The organism is Candidatus Planktophila dulcis, assembly GCF_002288225.1.
Classification (GTDB): Bacteria; Actinomycetota; Actinomycetes; order Nanopelagicales; family Nanopelagicaceae; genus Planktophila; species Planktophila dulcis.
On record NZ_CP016777.1, the window covers coordinates 893,444 to 912,624 of the forward strand.

Annotated in this window: 14 protein-coding genes and 1 pseudogene; 1 reads left to right on the forward strand and 14 read right to left on the reverse strand. The window is 49.0% G+C overall.

Features of this window, described 5'->3' with window-relative positions:
* Positions 1-36: 36 nt before the first annotated feature.
* The 8 genes and pseudogenes from cimA to ilvD all read right to left on the reverse strand — a co-directional run bounded on the left by cimA (position 37) and on the right by ilvD (position 10,340).
* Positions 37-1,629: a citramalate synthase gene (gene cimA / locus A1sIIA65_RS04560; protein ID WP_095676392.1), complete on the reverse strand. Its 1,593-nt coding sequence runs from the start codon at positions 1,627-1,629 to the stop codon at positions 37-39.
* Positions 1,629-2,711 (reverse strand): branched-chain amino acid aminotransferase, encoded by a 1,083-nt coding sequence (locus A1sIIA65_RS07010; protein ID WP_190277099.1) that lies wholly within the window; start codon positions 2,709-2,711, stop codon positions 1,629-1,631. Before A1sIIA65_RS07010 ends, cimA begins: the two co-directional genes overlap by 1 nt.
* Positions 2,712-3,752, reverse strand: coding sequence for a 3-isopropylmalate dehydrogenase (locus A1sIIA65_RS07015; RefSeq protein ID WP_190277100.1), 1,041 nt, complete (start codon positions 3,750-3,752; stop codon positions 2,712-2,714).
* Complete coding sequence (gene serA, locus A1sIIA65_RS04570; RefSeq protein WP_190277101.1) at positions 3,752-5,371, reverse strand: phosphoglycerate dehydrogenase; 1,620 nt, start codon at positions 5,369-5,371, stop codon at positions 3,752-3,754. The genes A1sIIA65_RS07015 and serA overlap by 1 nt, the downstream gene beginning before the upstream one ends.
* On the reverse strand, positions 5,337-6,362 hold the full coding sequence (gene ilvC, locus A1sIIA65_RS04575; protein ID WP_223298567.1) for a ketol-acid reductoisomerase: 1,026 nt from the start codon (positions 6,360-6,362) through the stop codon (positions 5,337-5,339). The genes serA and ilvC overlap by 35 nt, the downstream gene beginning before the upstream one ends.
* Before the next feature lie 81 nt (positions 6,363-6,443).
* A pseudogene (gene ilvN, locus A1sIIA65_RS04580) lies at positions 6,444-6,692 on the reverse strand (acetolactate synthase small subunit); the annotation flags it as partial.
* Positions 6,692-8,455, reverse strand: a complete 1,764-nt coding sequence (locus A1sIIA65_RS04585) for an acetolactate synthase large subunit (protein ID WP_095676395.1) — start codon at positions 8,453-8,455, stop codon at positions 6,692-6,694. The pseudogene ilvN and the gene A1sIIA65_RS04585, both read right to left, overlap by 1 nt.
* 211 nt (positions 8,456-8,666) lie before the next feature.
* A complete protein-coding gene (ilvD, locus tag A1sIIA65_RS04590) occupies positions 8,667-10,340 on the reverse strand; it encodes a dihydroxy-acid dehydratase (protein WP_095676396.1) in 1,674 nt (557 codons plus the stop codon).
* Positions 10,341-10,408: 68 nt separating this feature from the next.
* On the opposite strand from ilvD, the gene A1sIIA65_RS04595 reads away from it, so the two are divergent.
* Positions 10,409-11,872 carry an MFS transporter gene (locus tag A1sIIA65_RS04595; RefSeq protein WP_095676397.1) on the forward strand — a complete coding sequence of 488 codons (1,464 nt, stop codon included), beginning with the start codon at positions 10,409-10,411 and terminating at the stop codon, positions 11,870-11,872.
* Here the strand turns inward: A1sIIA65_RS04595 and gatB are convergent, their stop codons facing one another.
* The 6 genes from gatB to obgE are packed head-to-tail and all read right to left on the reverse strand — an operon-like array spanning position 11,873 to position 19,087.
* Entirely contained in the window at positions 11,873-13,378 is a 1,506-nt protein-coding gene (gene gatB, locus A1sIIA65_RS04600; protein WP_095676398.1) for an Asp-tRNA(Asn)/Glu-tRNA(Gln) amidotransferase subunit GatB, read from the reverse strand.
* A complete protein-coding gene (gene gatA / locus A1sIIA65_RS04605; RefSeq protein ID WP_095676399.1) occupies positions 13,378-14,874 on the reverse strand; it encodes an Asp-tRNA(Asn)/Glu-tRNA(Gln) amidotransferase subunit GatA in 1,497 nt (498 codons plus the stop codon). The genes gatB and gatA overlap by 1 nt, the downstream gene beginning before the upstream one ends.
* A complete protein-coding gene (gatC, locus tag A1sIIA65_RS04610; protein WP_095676400.1) occupies positions 14,871-15,170 on the reverse strand; it encodes an Asp-tRNA(Asn)/Glu-tRNA(Gln) amidotransferase subunit GatC in 300 nt (99 codons plus the stop codon). Before gatC ends, gatA begins: the two co-directional genes overlap by 4 nt.
* 25 nt (positions 15,171-15,195) lie before the next feature.
* On the reverse strand, positions 15,196-16,464 hold the full coding sequence (locus A1sIIA65_RS04615) for a glutamate-5-semialdehyde dehydrogenase (protein ID WP_095676401.1): 1,269 nt from the start codon (positions 16,462-16,464) through the stop codon (positions 15,196-15,198).
* Positions 16,461-17,576 (reverse strand): glutamate 5-kinase, encoded by a 1,116-nt coding sequence (gene proB / locus A1sIIA65_RS04620; RefSeq protein ID WP_095676402.1) that lies wholly within the window; start codon positions 17,574-17,576, stop codon positions 16,461-16,463. Before proB ends, A1sIIA65_RS04615 begins: the two co-directional genes overlap by 4 nt.
* On the reverse strand, positions 17,573-19,087 hold the full coding sequence (gene obgE, locus A1sIIA65_RS04625; RefSeq protein ID WP_095676403.1) for a GTPase ObgE: 1,515 nt from the start codon (positions 19,085-19,087) through the stop codon (positions 17,573-17,575). The genes proB and obgE overlap by 4 nt, the downstream gene beginning before the upstream one ends.
* Between the last annotated feature and the right edge of the window lie 94 nt (positions 19,088-19,181).

Genomic DNA, 19,181 nt, shown 5'->3' on the forward strand with positions numbered 1-19,181 from the left:
AAAATTTATAACAGCAGGTGGGGAAAATGCAAGAACTTATTCGGGCTTGCGGCCCTGTCGCAAAAGTCCGAATGTGAGGGCATCTTCAAGAGCCATGGCCGATGCCGCAATAACGTTCTCGTGAACGCCAACGGTATTCCACTCGCCCTTGCCATCAGAAGTCTCAACAAGAACGCGGGTGATCGCGCCTGTGCCAAGGCGTCCTTCAAGGATACGAACCTTGTAATCGGTGAGTTCAAGTGCAGCCAGTTCTGGGTAGAGCTGGTTGAGTCCATCACGCAGCGCATTATCAAATGCGTTAACCGGACCATTTCCTTCACCAGAGCATGTGATCTCTTTACCTTGCGCAGTAACAGTTACCTCTGCCTTGGTAATGATTGAATTCTTAGCACCGCGCTCAGTTGTGGTGAGCCAATGATTGATGGTGAAAAATGATGGACGCTTACCTGTTGCTTCCTCCCGCAGAAGAAGTTCAAATGATGCATCGGCTGCTTCAAAGGTAAAGCCACGAGATTCCATCTCTTTCACGCGATCGACAACGCGACCAATAAGTTCGCGGTCTCCCATAAGGTCAACGCCAAGTTCCATTGACTTAAGTTCGATTGATGCACGCCCTGCCATGTCAGATACAAGCATGCGCATATCGTTTCCAACAGATTCTGGATCTTCATGCTGATAGAGCGATGGATCAACCTTGATTGCAGAAGCATGAAGGCCCGCCTTATGGGCAAAGGCAGATACGCCTGCATACGGCTGACGAGGTGAAGGAGAAATATTGGTCACTTCAGCCACTGCATGTGAGATGCGAAATGCTTCGCGCAGCGCATTCTGTGGAAGAACTTCCTTCTTCTTCTTCAATTCTAAGTTGGCAATAATGGTGACAAGGTCAGCATTTCCTGTGCGCTCACCGTACCCATTGAGAGTTCCTTGAACGTGGGTAGCACCTGCTGCAACTGCTGCCATTGAGTTAGCAACGGCGCATCCTGTGTCGTTGTGGCAATGAATACCTAGACGAGCAGATGTAGCACCCAGAACATCATGCACAACATCGGCAATTTCATCAGGGAGCATGCCGCCGTTGGTATCGCACAACGCTGCAACATCAGCACCAGCCTCCATCGCAACACGGATAACTTCAAGTGCATATGCGCGATTGGCGCGGTATCCATCAAAGAAGTGCTCAGCATCAAGAAATACGCGCTGGCCTTCTTGGCGAAGGTGAGTAACAGAGTCGCGAATCATTGCAAGGTTCTCATCGAGATTTGTCTTCAGGGCAAGATCAACATGGCGGTCATATGCCTTGGCAACCAGCGTTACCGCTGGAGCCCCTGAGTCACGGAGTGCGCCTAGGAGCACATCATCTGCAGCCTTCACATTAGGACGTCTTGTTGCACCGAATGCCACAAAAGTTGCATTCTTTAATTTCAATTCCTTCTTAGCCAGTGCAAAGAACTCTGTGTCCTTTGGGTTAGCACCAGGCCAACCACCTTCAATAAAGCCAACACCTAAATCATCAAGGTGGCGAGCAATCGTGAGCTTGTCATGGACAGAGAGATTAAGGCCCTCTTGCTGCGCACCATCACGCAAAGTGGTGTCATAGATATGCAGTGCCTCTTTATCAAATGACATTAGAGCGCAACCTTCTTGACCCAGCCATGCTTATCAGCAGTTGTTCCATGTTGAATTGCAAGAAGATGATTGCGAATCTGCATTGTGATCGGACCTGGTTGTCCATCGCCTGTGACCCATGTGCCCAGCGCTGACTTTGCTTGCCCCACTGGGGAAACAACAGCTGCTGTGCCACATGCAAAGATTTCGGAGATCTCACCTGATGTAACGCCTTCGCGCCAATCATCGACAGAGAGCATGACTTCTTCAGTCTTATAACCAAGATCTTTTGCAACAGAGAGAATGGAATCTCGAGTAATGCCGGGAAGAAGTGTTCCCGTCAGCTTTGGGGTGACGACAGTTGCATCAGCGCCCTTACCCTTAACGAAGTAGAGGTTCATGCCACCCATCTCTTCAATCCATTTACGCTCTACTGCATCGATCCAGACAACTTGATCGCATCCTTCTTTCGCTGCAGCTTTCTGTGCAACGAGGGATGCTGCGTAGTTTCCGCCGCACTTTGCCTCCCCTGTTCCGCCAAGGGCAGCGCGAACATACTCAGTTGAGATCCAGACAGAGACTGCCTTCGATGGATCAAAGTAAGCACCTGCAGGAGTTGCAATCAGTAAGTAGGTCGCTTTATTTGTTGGGCGAACACCAAGTCCAACTTCTGTAGCAATCATGAATGGGCGGATATAGAGCGCTTCGCCCACTTTTCCTGGCGTCCAACCGGCATCTTGTTTAACGAGTGCGTGAATAGTTTCAAGGAATAACTCCTCCGGCATTTCAGGAAGAGCAAGACGTGCTGCAGATCGCGCAAAGCGACGAGCATTTGCTTCAGGACGGAACAATGAAATTCCGCCATCAGGCTGGCGATATGCCTTCATGCCTTCAAAGATTTCTTGGCCGTAATGAAAAACCGCAGTAGCAGGGTCAAGTGAGATTGGGCCGTATGGCTTTAACTCTGGCTCTTGCCAACCGCCAGCCTCTGTCCACTCACACACAACCATATGGTCGGTGTAATACTTTCCAAAACCACAGTTAGCGACCTTTTCTTCGCGCTCGGCTGTTGGAACTGCATGTGGATTGAGAGTGATCTTCATTTACTTCACCAATGCCGCAAGCGCTGAACCGATTTCGATTGTGCCACGCTTTGAATCACCACGAGTTAACAAGTCAGCTGCAACAGCTTTTTCGACATCGCGAGCAGCATCCTTAAGCCCCAAGTGATCAAGCATCATCGCAACAGACATCACTGTCGCAGTTGGGTCTGCCAGGTTCTTTCCTGCGATATCAGGGGCTGAGCCGTGTACTGGTTCAAACATCGATGGGAATTTACCAGTTGGGTTGATATTGCCAGAAGCTGCAAGTCCGATGCCACCACAGATTGCTGCTGCAATATCAGTCAAGATATCTCCGAAGAGGTTATCTGTCACAACAACATCAAAGCGCTCTGGGTTGGTCACAAAGAACATTGAAGCTGCATCAACATGCAAGTAATCAGTTGTGACATTTGGGAATTCCTTTGCTACTTCATTAAAGGTGCGTGTCCACAATCCACCTGCACGTGTAAGAACATTGTTCTTATGTACGAGTGTGAGCTTCTTACGATCACGAGCTGCAGCGCGAGCAAATGCATCGCGGATAACTCGCTCAGCACCACGACGGGTGTTTAGTGATTCCTCCGTTGCAATCTCTGCATCAGTGCCTTCAGCTAAAACGCCACCTGCTCCAACATACGGTCCTTCAGTTCCTTCGCGCACAACGATGAAATCGATAGGCGCTTTGGTAGCAAGTGGACCTGTCACGCCAGGCATCAACTTCGCAGGGCGAAGGTTGATGTAGTGATCAAAGGCAAAACGAAGCTTAAGAAGTAATCCGCGCTCGAGAACGCCGCTAGGAACTGTTGGGTCCCCCACTGCGCCAAGCAAGATGACATCTGATTTCGCAAGCTCAGCCAGAACTGAATCTGGAAGAACTTCACCTGTGCGATGCCAGTAACCAGCACCCAAGTCATAGTGGGTCTTCTTAAATGTCACGCCGTATTTCGCAGCAATGACATCAAGGACCTTAAGACCTTCACCGACAACTTCGTTACCGATGCCATCGCCAGGAATGACTGCAAGATTGATTGTGCGTGACATTAGTTCACCAAGGTCACTGAACGAACGAGATCTGCACCAGTTTCCTTCTTTACTGCCTCGGCTACTGCATCTGAGACAGGAGAATCAACAGTGATAGCCATTAGTGCGCTTCCGCCTGCTGATTCACGAGCAACCTGCATTCCTGCAATGTTGATCTTTGAGCTACCGAGTGCGTTTCCGACTGCGCCAACAACTCCTGGCTTATCTGCATAACGCAAGAAAAGAAGGTTATCTGTTGGAGGAAGATCGAGATCAAAGTTATCAATAGCAATGATCTTCTCAACCTTGCGAATACCCATCAACGTTCCATCAACCTTGATTGACTTACCGTTTGAAAGAGCTGCGTGAAGAGAGATCATGCTGCGGTATTCAGGGCTATCAGGAGTTGTTGAAACATTGGATGTCACACCACGCTCTACCGCAAGTGCTGGTGCATTGACGTAGGTAACGTCTTCACAGCCTGATGCAACAAGAACGCCCTTCAGCGCACTGATAGCAAGAATTGAAGAGTCATGTCCTGAGATATCGCCCTTAACGGTGATCTCCATAGAGACAGGAGTCTCTCCTGCAATTGCAGTTGCGATCTGTGCCATCTTCTCCACAAGTGGAAGTGATGGACGAATCTCATCGTGGATAGCTCCACCCTTGACGTTAACTGCATCCGGTACCAATTCGCCAGCAAGTGCTTTACGCACTGAGACAGCAACAGCAATACCTGCGCGCTCCTGAGCTTCATCCGTTGATGCGCCAAGGTGAGGCGTTGCAACAACTTGATCAAGCTGGAATAGAGGTGAATCTGTGCAAGGCTCGGTCACATAAACATCAAGACCAGCACCTGCAACGCGACCTTCAACGATTGCATCATAAAGAGCTGCTTCATCAAGTACTCCACCGCGTGCGGCGTTGATGATGCGAACTTCCTTCTTAACCTTCTTCAGCGCTTCAACGCCGATGAGGTTTGCAGTCTCTTTAGTCTTAGGTAAGTGAATAGTGATGAAGTCTGAGCGCTTCAAGAGTTCATCGAGCTCAACGAGCTCAACCCCAAGCTGCGCAGCCTTTGCTGGCTGTAGGTATGGATCGTATGCAACAACGTTCATTCCAAATGCCTGCATGCGATGGGCAACCAACTGACCAATACGACCAAAGCCAACAACACCAAGAGTCTTTTCAAAGAGTTCAGCGCCTGTGTATTTAGAACGTGCCCACTTTCCTGCCTTAAGAGCAGCGTGAGCGGGTGAGATAAAACGAGCTGAAGCAAGAAGTAAAGAGATTGCTAGCTCTGCAGCGGAGACGATATTTGATGTTGGCGCATTAACAACCATGACACCTGCAGCTGTTGCAGCAGGAATATCAACGTTATCAAGACCCACACCCGCACGAGCAATGACCTTTAGGCCCTTTGCTGCGGCAATCGCTTCGCCATCCATCTTTGTTGCAGAACGAATAAGAACAGCATCAACGCCTGCACCAAGTGCTGCTAGAAGTTCTGCGCGGTTTGCACCATCGCAATTACGAACTTCAAAGTCAGGACCTAGAGCATCAAGCGTTGCAGCACTGAGCTCTTCAGCAATCAGTACGACGGGTTTAGCCACGCGCAGCACTTCCCTCTTTGTAATCATCTTTGTTGGTGTTCTTCATCCAGCTAAACATCTTGCGGAGTTCGCGACCAACGGTCTCGATTGGGTGAGCTTCACCCTTTGCGCGAAGTGCTGTGAATTCCTTAGCACCGCTCTCGAGATCATCGACGAAGCGCTTTGCAAATGCACCAGATTGAATATCAGCAAGAACTGCCTTCATATTCTCCTTCACGTGTGGATCGATAACACGTGGGCCTGATACGTAGTCACCGAATTCAGCGGTGTCAGAAACTGACCAGCGCTGCTTTGCGATTCCACCTTCATACATAAGGTCAACGATGAGCTTAAGTTCGTGCAAGCACTCGAAGTAAGCAACTTCCGGCTGGTAACCAGCTTCAACCAAAGTTTCAAAGCCGTACATAACCAACTGTGATGCTCCACCACAGAGAACTGACTGCTCACCGAACAAGTCAGTCTCTGTCTCTTCTGTAAATGTTGTAAGGATTCCGCCTGCGCGAAGTCCGCCAATTGCTTTTGCGTAAGAAAGTGTCAATGGCCATGCGTTACCAGTTGCATCTTGTTCTACTGCAACGATTACTGGAACTCCACGACCTGCTGCGTATTCACGACGAACCAAGTGTCCTGGACCCTTTGGCGCAACCATGCACACATCAACATCAGCAGATGGCTTGATGTAACCGAAGCGAATATTAAAACCGTGGCCGAAGAAGAGAGCATCGCCCTTTTCTAGGTTAGGCAAGATTGATTCTGCATAGATGTGGCGCTGCAAGTGATCGGGAGCCAAGATCATGATGACATTAGCTTCCTTGACTGCTTCAGCCACAGAAGTGACGCGAAGTCCTTCTGCCTCAGCCTTAGCTCGGGATGGTGAGCCTTCCTTAAGACCAACGCGAACATCAACACCTGAGTCGCGAAGGTTCAGTGCATGCGCATGGCCCTGTGAGCCGTAACCGATGATCGCGACTTTGCGACCCTGGATGATTGATAGATCTGCATCCTCTTCGTGATACATCGTTGCCACAGTATTTCTCCTTTAGTAGTTTCTTACTTAGTTTTGATAATCGGGTTGGGTGTCGTGCACTTCTTTTGCCTTAGGCGTCACATCTTTGATGGAGATAACGCTGACTAGCTTGTCGAGCTGAGCAATGACTTGCTCGAGAGAGTGGCCTTCGACAGCTACTCCAATAATCATCTTGGAAATTGATGAATTTTCGGTTGGCCCAACGTTCAGGGTTTCAATGTTGAATGCGCGGCGTGAAAAAAGGCCAGAAACGCGGGCTAGAACGCCTGGTTCGTTCTCAACGAGAACTTCAAGTGTGTGCTGACGGCGACTAGTAGTCATTAGAGCTCCTGTGAATCCCAGTCGGGCGCAGTAGCGCGGGCGATCATGATTTCATCATTAGATGTTCCAGCTGCAACCATCGGCCACACCATCGCATCACGATGAACGCGGAAATCCACGACAACAGGTTGATCGTTGATTGACATCGCTTTTTCGATTGTCTTATCAAGATCTTCTGGGCGTTCGCAGGAAAGACCAACACATCCCATGGATTCTGCAAGCATAGGAAAGTTTGGAACGCGCTTTGATTCAAGCGATGTATTGGAGTAACGGCTGTCATAGAACAAGGTCTGCCACTGGCGAACCATGCCGAGAGATTCGTTATTGATGATGGCAACCTTGATCGGAATGTTATTGAGTGCGCATGTAACAAGTTCTTGATTTGTCATCTGGAAGCAACCATCGCCATCGATAGCCCACACAGTTGTATCCGGTGCACCAACTTTTGCACCCATTGCAGCAGGAACTCCATAACCCATAGTTCCGGCTCCACCTGAGTTAAGCCATGTGCGCGGATGTTCGTAAGAAATAAATTGTGATGCCCACATCTGATGCTGGCCAACACCTGCAGTAAAGATGGTGTCAGTGCCAGAGATCTGTCCAAGACGTTGGATAACTAGTTGTGGTGATAGTGAGCCATCATCAGGAGTATCAAAGCCCAATGGGTAGGTAGATTTCAGTGAGTTCATCTGGCGTAGCCAAGCAGTCAAATCTGGCTTGTTCTTAGCAAGGGCAGCTTTGAGTGCAGGGATAAGTGCTGCAATCGTCTCTCTCACATCGCCAACAACTGCAACATCTGCATGGCGATTCTTACCGATTTCAGCAGGATCGATATCTGCGTGCAAGATCTTTGCATTCGGTGCAAATGTTGAAAGCTTTCCTGTTACGCGGTCATCAAAACGAGCGCCTAAAGTAATAAGTAAATCAGCCTTTTGTAGCGCTGTTACTGCAGCAACGGTTCCATGCATTCCTGGCATACCCATATGAAGTGGATGAGAATCAGGAAATGCTCCACGCGCCATCAGCGTTGTGACAACCGGTCCACCAAGAAGCTCAACGAGCTGGCGAAGTTCGGCATGTGCATTGGCTTTGATTACGCCACCGCCCACATAGAAGACAGGCTTAGAAGATTGTGCGATGAGCGCTGCAGCATCGGTGATTGCCTGCGCATCAGGTGTCGTCTTTGGGTTGTAACCAGCAAGTTTGATAGATGTTGGCCAGTTGTATTTTGTCATCTTCTGCAAAGCATCTTTAGCAATATCAACGAGAACCGGACCTGGACGACCTGTGGTTGCAATATGGAATGCCTCGGCGATTACACCTGGGATCTCATCTGGGTTTGTGACTAGGTAATTGTGTTTGGTAAATGGCATTGTGATGCCACGGATATCTGCCTCTTGGAAAGCATCAGTACCGATGGCCGCAGATGGAACTTGACCAGTGATTGCAACAAGTGGAACAGAATCCATCGCAGCATCCATCAGTGGTGTCACAAGATTTGTGGCTCCCGGACCAGAAGTTGCAATACAAACTCCTGCGCGACCTGTTACTTGGGCATAACCCGTTGCAGCATGTCCTGCACCTTGTTCATGGCGAACCAAGATGTGGCGAATTGTTGAGTCATAGATCGGATCGTAGGCAGGAAGAATTGCGCCACCGGGAAGTCCAAACATCACATCGACGCCAGCTGCTTCAAGGCTTTTGACAAGCGCCGTAGCTCCTGTCATTTCTGTGCCGTTCGCTGTTGGAACGTGTTTCGCCATCTTCTTGCTCCTTTCTCTCTCGATCTCTGTACAAGCGTTGTTAAATGAAAAAACCCTCAGATATCTGAGGGCGCGCGTGACGTTCAGGCACGCGCTATCGAATCACCACCACTGAAAGTTCTGAAGCGCGTGTTGAAGTCATGACCGTATTCTCCATCGGGGCAGGGCTATGAGTCAAGAGATGAGATGCACATCTCAATAAGTGAAACGATTAGTCGCAGACAGCGCCCTTGGAGGCAGAGCCCACAAGCTTTGAATACTTATGGAGAACGCCGCGGGTGTATTTGTGGGGCAGTGGCTTCCAGCCAACTTTGCGGGCTGCAAGTTCTGCAGGATCTACCAAGAGATCGAGTGTGCGATTTGGGATATCGATTCGGACTCGGTCGCCATCTTTAATAAATGCAATCGGCCCCCCATCAACTGCTTCCGGTGCAACGTGTCCCACACACAGACCTGTTGAGCCTCCAGAGAAACGACCATCGGTAAGAAGAAGAGTTGTCTTGCCAAGTCCCGCGCCTTTTATGGCGCCGGTAATCATTAACATCTCGCGCATTCCAGGTCCACCCTTTGGACCTTCATAACGAATGACGACAACATCGCCTGCTTGAATTGTTCCATTCTCTAGAGCATCCATCGCAGCTTGTTCGCGTTCGAATACACGAGCAGGTCCCTCAAAACTTTCAATACCAATTCCAGCTGTCTTACAGACGGCGCCTTCTGTGGCAAGTGACCCGCCCAAAATTGTGATTCCAATATCGGTAGAGATTGGTTTATCAATAGCACGTAAAACACTTCCGTCGGCAAGTGGTGGATTAATATCTGCAAGGTTTTCAGCCATCGTCTTGCCTGTCACGGTCAGAGTATCTCCGTGTAAGAAACCAGCATCGAGCAAGATGCGCAGAACAACGGGAATGCCGCCAACTCGGTCAACATCTGTCATCACATATTTTCCAAATGGCTTGAGGTCTCCTAGTAGCGGAACCTTGGAACCAATACGATGGAAATCATCAAGGGTAAGGTCAACGTCTGCTTCGTGAGCGATGGCAAGTAAGTGCAGAACTGCGTTGGTAGAGCCACCGAGAGCCATCAAGATTGTGATGGCATTTTCAAATGCCTTCTTCGTCAAGATATCGCGAGTAGTAATTCCCTTTGCGATTAAGTTAACAACTGCAGCTCCTGCTTGTTCAGCATAAGCATCGCGGCGGCGATCGACTGCAGGAGGGGCAGCAGATCCTGGAAGTGAAAGTCCGATTGCTTCAGCGATACTTGCCATGGTGTTAGCCGTATACATACCGCCACATGCACCTTCTCCTGGGCAGATAGCACGTTCAATTTGGTCAACGCGATCTTGTGTTATCAATCCACGAGCACATGCGCCCACTGCTTCAAAGGCATCAATGATGGTGACATCTTTGCCATCGACTTGGCCAGGCAAGGTAGAGCCTGCATAGACAAATACTGATGCAACATCGATACGAGCTGCAGCCATCATCATTCCTGGCAAGGATTTATCGCATCCTGCAAAAGTGACCATTCCATCAAGACGTTCTGCCTGCATCACTGTTTCAACAGAGTCGGCAATTACTTCACGAGAAACGAGTGAGAAGTGCATTCCTTCATGGCCCATAGAAATTCCATCAGAGACGGAGATAGTTCCAAACTGCATCGGGAAACCACCAGCATCGATAACACCTTTCTTCGATGCTTTAGCTAAACGATCCAGAGAAAGATTGCACGGAGTAATTTCATTCCAGGAAGATGCAATACCGATCTGCGGCTTGACCCAATCCTCATCGCCCATACCAACTGCGCGAAGCATTCCGCGTGCTGGAGCACGCTCTAATCCATCAGTGACTAATCCAGAGCGAGGTTTCATCTTCGACATGAGAGAATTCTATCCTTACATAAGCAATTTATGAGAAGCCCAAAAACTACCTTTTAGGAGATTTACCTGTGTCAAAGCAAGCCCAAGACCAGACTCTGGACCCAACTCGTTGGCGGACATTATTCGTTGTAGCTATTTCACAGTTGATGATTGTGCTCGATAGCTCAATCATGAATATCGCTATTCCCAGCGCGAAGATTGACCTCGGAATCTCTGATGCAAATCAGCAGTGGGTCATCACTGCCTACACCTTGGCATTTGGGTCACTTCTTTTACTGGGTGGTCGCATCGGTGACTACATGGGCCGCAAGAAGATTTTTATTATCGGACTTCTCGGATTTGCTGCAGCATCCGCACTCGGTGGCATCGCATCTACACAAGGCCTTCTCTTCGCATCCCGTGCTTTGCAGGGAGTCTTCGCCGCTCTTCTTGCTCCTGCAGCACTTGCAATTATCTCTGTCACATTTAGCGTTCCTTCAGAACGCGCAAAAGCATTCGGTGTATTCGGTGCAATCTCAGGTGGCGGTGCTGCAATTGGCCTGATCCTCGGTGGAACTTTGACTCAATACGCTTCTTGGCGTTGGTGCCTCGGCGTAAATACTCCCATCGCAATTCTTGCTGCAATCCTCGCGTTTAAATTTGTCCATGAATCAAAAGCATCAGGAGATAACACCTATGACATTCCTGGCGTAATCACGGCAACAGCCGGACTCTTCTCACTAACCTACGGATTCAATGAGGCAGCGACTAAAGGTTGGTCATCAACGACAACTATTTCATTCCTCGCAATTGCTGTCATTCTTCTCATGGTCTTTGTGGCCATTGAGAAGAAGGTCGCAAATCCACTCATGCCACTTCGCGTGATAACAGAGCGCAACCGTGGCGGTTCATATCTTGGTTCACTCGTTGTCGGTGCAGGACTCTTCTCAATGTTCCTCTTTCTCGGTCTCTACCTTCAGGTAATTCTTGGGTTTAGTCCATTGAAATCTGGCTTTGCGTTCTTGCCATTCACCGCAGGAATCATCGTCTTCGCTGGAATCGCATCACAGTTACTACCGAAGGTTGGACCAAAACCGCTGATGGTTCCTGGTCTTCTCTTCGCAGGTATCGGCTTATTGCTCCTTGCCCGCATTACTCCAGATACTGCATATCTGACTCATGTTGTTCCATCACTTCTCATCATGTCGAGTGGAATGGCGCTTGTCTTCATTCCATTGACTTCTACCTCACTTCACGGCGTCTCTAATCACGACACTGGGGTTGCAAGTGCGATGCTCAATACATCACAGCAGATTGGTGGATCACTTGGAACTGCACTTCTCAATACTGTGGCAGCAACTGCAACTACAACATATGCGGCGGCAAATACCGAGCTTGGAAAAGCAGTAATGCCATTTGCTATGACACATGGCTTCACTGTGGCCTTTAAATTCAGTGCTGGACTATTAATTGCTGGCGCAGTTGTGCTCTTCTTCTTTATTAATATTGGTAAAGAGTCACTCGTTGAAACAGAAGGCGTAATCGCCCACTAATTACTGAACGCCAAGGTGGCCAAGTAGGAGCTCGCGAACTCGCGCAGCATCTGCTTGGCCCTTTGTCTCTTTCATGACTGCCCCGATTAACGCACCAGCTGCAGGCAGGTGTCCCCCGCGAACTTTCTCAGCTGTCTCTGCTTGCTCGGCACATACCTTTTCAATAGCAGCCATCAGCGCACCATCATCATTAACGACTTTGATTCCGCGCTTAGCCACAACATCAGATGGCTTTCCTTCTCCGGCAATAACACCTTCAACAACTTGGCGAGCAAGTTTGTCTGTGAGTTCACCCTTAGCAACAAGTGCCACAAGTTCTGCAACATCAGCTGGCGTGATTGCAAGTTCTGCAATAGCGACGTTCTGATCATTTGCAATACGTGAGATTTCACCAAGCCACCATGTGCGAGCCTTGGTGGGATCTGCGCCCAATAGAACTGTTGCTTCAACGATATCTAAGACATCAGCGTTGATCATCGCTTCCATCTCTTTATCTGGAACGTTCCACTCTTCTTTGATGCGCTTGCGTCGAAGTGATGGACGCTCAGGAAGTGTTGCGCGTAGCTCTTCAATCCAGCTAGCCGCGGGTGTGACGGGAACTAAATCTGGATCTGGGAAGTAGCGGTAATCCTCTGCTTGCTCCTTTGAGCGACCAGAGCGAGTAAGGCCAGTATCTTCTTGGAAGTGACGAGTTTCTTGCTTGACCTTCTTGCCCTCATTGAGCAGCTCTGCGTGACGAATCATCTCTCCACGAATTGCGCGTTCAACAGAGCGCAGTGAGTTCACATTCTTTGTCTCAGAACGTGTGCCTAATACATCTGAACCAATTGGCTTAAGAGATACGTTGGCATCGCAGCGAAGTGAGCCTTGCTCCATCTTCACATCAGAGACCTTCAGGCCACGCAAGATATCGCGCAGCTCTGCAACATATGCCTTAGCAACTTCTGGTGCGTATTTACCTGTGCCGGGAACAATCTTGGTAACGATTTCAACAAGTGGAATACCGGCACGGTTGTAATCAAGGAGTGAGTAGTCAGCGCCATGAATACGGCCAGTTGCACCACCTACGTGAAGTGACTTTCCGGTGTCTTCTTCCATATGAACACGTTCGACTTCAATACGGAACTGCTTAGGACCTTCTTCAGTATCAATCTCAACATCGACATAACCATCAAAACAGATGGGCTCGTCATACTGTGAAATCTGGAAGTTCTTTGGCATATCTGGATAGAAGTAATTCTTACGTGCAAAGCGGCTATAAGGAGCAATTTTGCAGTTCAGCGCAAGGCCAATGAGAATCGTTGATTCAATCGCCTTTTCATTGACAACAGGAAGTGCGCCAGGAAGAGCTAAGCAGACAGGACATGTTTGAGTATTCGGTGCGCCACCGAACTCTGTGGCACAAGAGCAGAACATCTTGCTTGCAGTATTGAGTTCAACGTGAACTTCAAGACCTAATACAGGATCCCACTTAGCGATGACTACGTCATATGTTGGAAGAGCCATTACTTCGCTCCCTTCAACTCAGGAGCTTTGGAAAGAATAGGAGCGCCCCACTTTGTAAGAAGTGCGGCCTCTAGTGCTGCGCCTACTTGGTAGAGACGCTGATCCTGCATGGCAGGAGCCATGATCTGGAAACCAACAGGCAAGTTATCTTCATCGGCCAAACCTGCAGGAAGTGACATTCCGCAGATGCCAGCAAGGTTTACAGGAATAGTTGCCACATCGCCCAAATACATAGCCATCGGGTCATCGACCTTCTCGCCAATCTTGTATGCAGTAGTTGGCGCAGTTGGAGATACCAAGACATCAGCCTTGGTAAATGCCTTTGCATAATCTTGAATAATGAGTGTGCGAATCTTCTGCGCGCTGCCGTAATAAGCATCGTAATAACCTGATGAGAGTGCGTAAGTACCGAGGATGATGCGGCGTTTAACTTCGCGGCCAAAGCCTGCATCACGGGTTGCGCTCATGACAGCTTCTGCAGATGCGCCATCAACATCACCCGTACGAAGTCCATAACGCATTGCATCAAAGCGTGCCAGGTTTGAAGAACATTCAGATGGAGCGATTAAGTAGTAGGCAGCAAGTGCGTATTCAAAGCTTGGGCAATCGACTTCAACAATTTCTGCGCCAAGGGATGCAAGAACCTGAAGTGATTCATCAAAGCGTGTCTGCACACCCTTTTGATATCCCTCGCCCTGTAACTGCTTGATAACGCCAATCTTCATTCCCTTAACATTGCCACTCTTTGCTGCAGCTACTACTGCAGGAACAGGTGCGTTAATACTTGTTGCATCCTTTACATCATGGCCTGCCATCACTTCGTGAAGCAGCGCAGTATCAAGAACAGTGCGACCAAAAGGTCCTGCTTGATCAAGACTTGATGAGTATGCAATCAAACCAAAGCGTGAGACTGCGCCATATGTGGGGCGAACTCCAACGATTCCAGTGAGCGCAGCAGGTTGGCGAATAGATCCACCAGTATCTGATCCGATTGCAAGAGGTGCTTCAAAGGCTGAGACGGCAGCAGCAGATCCACCTGATGAACCACCTGGTGTGCGAGTGAGATCCCATGGATTAAATGTGGGGCCGTAACCAGAATTCTCCGTCGATGAACCCATCGCAAATTCATCCATATTTGTCTTACCCATAATGACAACACCGGCAGCTTTTAGTTTGCTGACAACAGTTGAGTCATAGGGAGGAAGCCATCCCTGCAAAATCTTTGACCCTGCAGTAGTTGGAACACCTTTTTGCGCAAGAACATCTTTGAGGGCAAGTGGAATACCTGCGATTGGAGAAAGCTTTTCACCCTTGGCGCGACGTGCATCAACATTTTTTGCTTGTGCGAGTGCGCCCTGTGAATCAACATGCAAGAAAGCCTTTACTTGGCCATCAACTGCGGCAATGCGATCAAGATGTGCTTGTGTGAGTTCAACTGATGTTGTCTCCCCCTTTGCAAGGGCATCGGCCATCTGGGCTGCAGTACTACGAATCATTCTGCTTCACCCAAGATTTGTGGAACACGAAAACGTGACTCTTCTTGTGCAGGAGCTCCTGAGAGCGCATCTTCTGGTGAAAGGCTTGGAAGAACAACATCAGGACGAGCAATGTTTTCAAGAGGCTGTGGGTGGGATGTTGCCTTCACACCAGATAGATCCATCTCTTGAACGCGAGCAACAGCATCGAGGATTAATCCAAATTGTGATGAGAGTTCAACGAGCTCTGCCTCAGTCATCTCGATGCGGGCTAGGCCTGCAAGCTTTGCGACATCATCGCGGGAGAGGCTGCTCATATGGGGAGTCTATAAAAAGATGAGATTAAGAGCGAATCTGGCCGGTGCCAGTAACTATCCACGTGGTTGTGGTCATCGCTTCAAGGCCCATAGGTCCTCGTGCATGCAACTTCTGATTTGAGATTCCGATCTCTGCGCCAAAGCCCATCTGCTCACCATCAGTAAATCGAGTTGAAGTATTGACCATGACAGCAGCGCAATCAGAGAGTGCGATAAAGCGAGCTGCATTGGCCTTATTTTCAGTAACTATCGCCTCTGTGTGATTGGTGCCGTATTGAGCAATGTGATCGGCTGCAGCATCGACTGAATCAACGACTGCCACATTCATCTCAAGAACACCGTATTCAGTAGACCAATTCGCATCCGTTGCAAGAGTCGATGCAATCTTGAAAGTATCTGCCACTTTCTGAGCAGTTGCATCTGAGTGCAAGATAACGCCAGCATCACTCAGGGCCTTGAGCGCCATCGGCAAGAATGTTGGCGCAATCGCCTTATGCACTAGAAGAGTCTCAGCTGCATTACAGACACTGGGACGATGAGTCTTTGAGTTAATCAGAATTGGTAGAGCCTTCTCAATATCTGCAAATTCATCAACATAGACATGGCAGACACCTGCGCCAGTTTCGATAGTTGGAACCGTTGCCTCATCAACAACCATGCGGATAAGGGCGGCGCTTCCTCGAGGAATAACAAGATCGACTTTCCCACGGGCTGTAAGCAGTGCCTTTGTAGTTGCGCGATCCTCCGACGGAATCAACTGCAGAACATCAGGTGAAATCTTCGTTGTTGCTAGCGCATCCTTCATAACGTTTACGAGAATCTCATTGCTATGGTGGGCAGACGAAGAGCCGCGAAGTAGCGCAGCATTACCTGACATCAACAAAATCACGGCAGCATCTACTGTGACATTAGGTCGCGCTTCATAGACCATTCCGATTACTCCGAATGGAACTGAAATCTGTTCCAACTCAAGCCCATTGGCAAGAGTTGATTTACGTAGAGTCTGACCCAGTGGATCAGCAAGTGCTGCTACCTGGCGCGCTCCCCCAGCAATTCCTGCAATGCGCTCTGCTGTAAGAAGTAAGCGATCTTGCATCTGTGGATGCATATCTTCAGCACGCGCACTAGCCATATCGAGAACATTGGCCGCAAGAATTTCAGCGCTGCGAGATTCAATTGCTTTAGCAATCGCTTCAAGTGCCGCCTTACGCTCAGCACCTGTTGCAGTAGAAAGTGAGCGCGAAGCCTTACGGGCTTTTTGCGCTAGCTCAGCAACTACTGCTTCGGCGTTCATAGGAGAACTAAATCATCTCTATGCACGAGCTCGCGCTCATATTCAGCGCCTAATGCTGCAGCAAGTTCTTTCGTAGAACGCCCAAGCATTTGTGGGATTTCTTCAGAATCAAATGCAACTAGGCCGCGCGCAATTACTTTGCCTGATCCAGATGCAAGTTCAACGGTATCGCCTGAGATGAAGTCACCTTCGACTGCAGTAACTCCTGCAGGAAGTAACGAGACGCCACGTTCAAGAATTGCAGTGACTGCGCCATCATCAAGGATCAGACGACCACGAGGAGTGGATGCATGAGCAAGCCAGAGCAATCGTGAATTTGCCTTTGATGTATGCGCTTCAAAGAAAGTTCCGAACTCTTCACCAGCAACAGCATGTCCTGAATCCTGCAGAGATGTCAGAAGCATGGGAATCCCGGCACTCGTTGCAATGCGCGCAGCTTCAACTTTGGTAACCATTCCCCCACTGCCAACACCTGAAGATCCCGCACCACCTAAAGTGATGGATTCAATATCTGAAATATTGGCAACATAACGAATCGCTTTAGCTCCAGCTTGTGTTGGCGGTGCGTCATAGAGAGCATCAATATCAGAGACCAGAACTAGAAGATCTGCCTGAATAAGAAGCGCCACTAACGCCGCAAGGCGATCGTTATCTCCAAAGCGAATCTCTTGCGTTCCAACAGTGTCGTTCTCGTTAATGACAGGAACTACCCCGAGTGAGAGAAGCTTGGTAAGTGTCTGCTGGGCATTGGCGTAGTGTGAGCGACGAACAACATCTTCAGTTGTGAGAAGCACTTGTGATGAAATAACACCATGCGCTTTGAACTTCTCGCTATATTGAGCAATCAGTAAGCCTTGGCCGACAGAGGCAGCTGCTTGCTGTGTTGCTAGATCCTTAGGACGAACTTTCAAGCCAAGTGGTGACAGTCCTGCAGCAATCGCACCGGATGAGACAACAACGACTTCTGCTCCACGCTCTTTGAGTGAATAGGCAAGGTCGACAACCTTTTGCACTGCATGTGGATCAAGTTCAGATCCAGCAGATCCTGTAAGGGATGATGAACCAATCTTGATGACAACGCGCTTAGCGCTTGTTATAGCCCCGCGGTTCACTTGTCATTGCTTTCTGTATCACTCTCTTGGATTTCACTCAGAGTGAGCTTCATTTCAGGATTAGTTGGTTCTGCAACGTTGTACTCCCACTGACGAGCGACTTCATCATCAGAGAGACGATCGCGTTCTGTCTCCACCGTATTCCATGCGCCTTCGAGACGTGAATCTTCACCGCGGCGATGTAAGAAGCCAGCGAGTTGTTCTGCACCCGCCTCAATTGTTGGTTCCCACTCAAAGACAACTTCATTATCGCCAGAACCGATACGAACTTCAGAGCCAGCAACTGCACCCTTCTTGAACAATTCTTTCTCAACGCCGAGCTGTGCCAGGCGATCTGCAAGGTAGCCAATTGCTTCAGCATTCTTAAAGTTTGTCTGGCGAACCCAGCGAACAACTTTCTGTCCGCGCACGCTAAATGATCCATCACCATTCTTCTGAACAGTAAAACCTGAATCATCGACTGCAACAGGGCGCAAGATAATGCGAGTGCGCTCTTCCTTTGCAGCTTCCGCGCGTTCGCGCTGAACAAGGCGAGCCATGGAGTAAAGAAGTTCTTGCAAACCTTCACGACTTGCAGCAGAGACTTTATAAACCTCATAGCCCTTCTCTTTGAGCTGCTGCTCCACCATATCTGCCATAGCTTTTCCATCAGGCAGATCAACTTTATTCAAGGCAACAATACGAACACGGTCTTCAAGACCACCATAGAGTGCAAGTTCATTTTCAATAGCTTCGAGGTCATCAATCGGGTTGCGATCTATTTCAAGAGTTCCGCAATCCAGAACATGTACTAGTGCAACGCAACGCTCGACGTGGCGTAGGAATTGAAGTCCAAGGCCTTTACCTTGTGAAGCACCTGGAATAAGCCCTGGAACATCTGCCACGGTAAAGCGTGTGTCTCCTGCTTGAACAACACCGAGGTTTGGAACCAGAGTAGTAAATGGATAGTCAGCAATCTTTGGGCGTGCAGCTGAAATTGCTGCAATGAGGGATGACTTTCCAGCGCTCGGAAATCCAACGAGTGCAATATCTGCAACAGATTTGAGTTGAAGAGTAAGTCTGCGCTCTTCACCTGGTTCACCAAGGAGAGCGAATCCTGGTGCGCGACGCTTTGATGAAGAGAGAGCAAGGTTTCCAAGGCCACCATGACCACCGCGTGCTGCAAGGAATGTTGTTCCAATGCCGATGAGATCTGCGATTTGTTCGCCATCTTCATCATAAATAACCGTTCCATTAGGAACAGGCAGAATGAGATCTTCACCAGAAACACCATCTTTGCGATCGCCATAACCTTGATGGCCTGATGTTGCTTTGCGATGTGGTGAGTGGTGAAAATCAAGAAGAGTAGTTACTGATGAATCAACAACAAGGATGATGTCACCACCGCGACCACCGTTGCCACCATCAGGACCACCCAGTGGCTTAAATTTTTCGCGCTTGACCGAGACGCAACCATCTCCACCTTTTCCGGCAGAGGCATAGAGAGTGACGCTATCAATGAACGTTGTCATTGCTACTCCCTTTCCGTTAAGACAGTTGTAAAACTATTGAAAATAAAAAAGCGGACCGCGATAAATGCGGCCCGCTCTTTGTAGAGAAACCTAA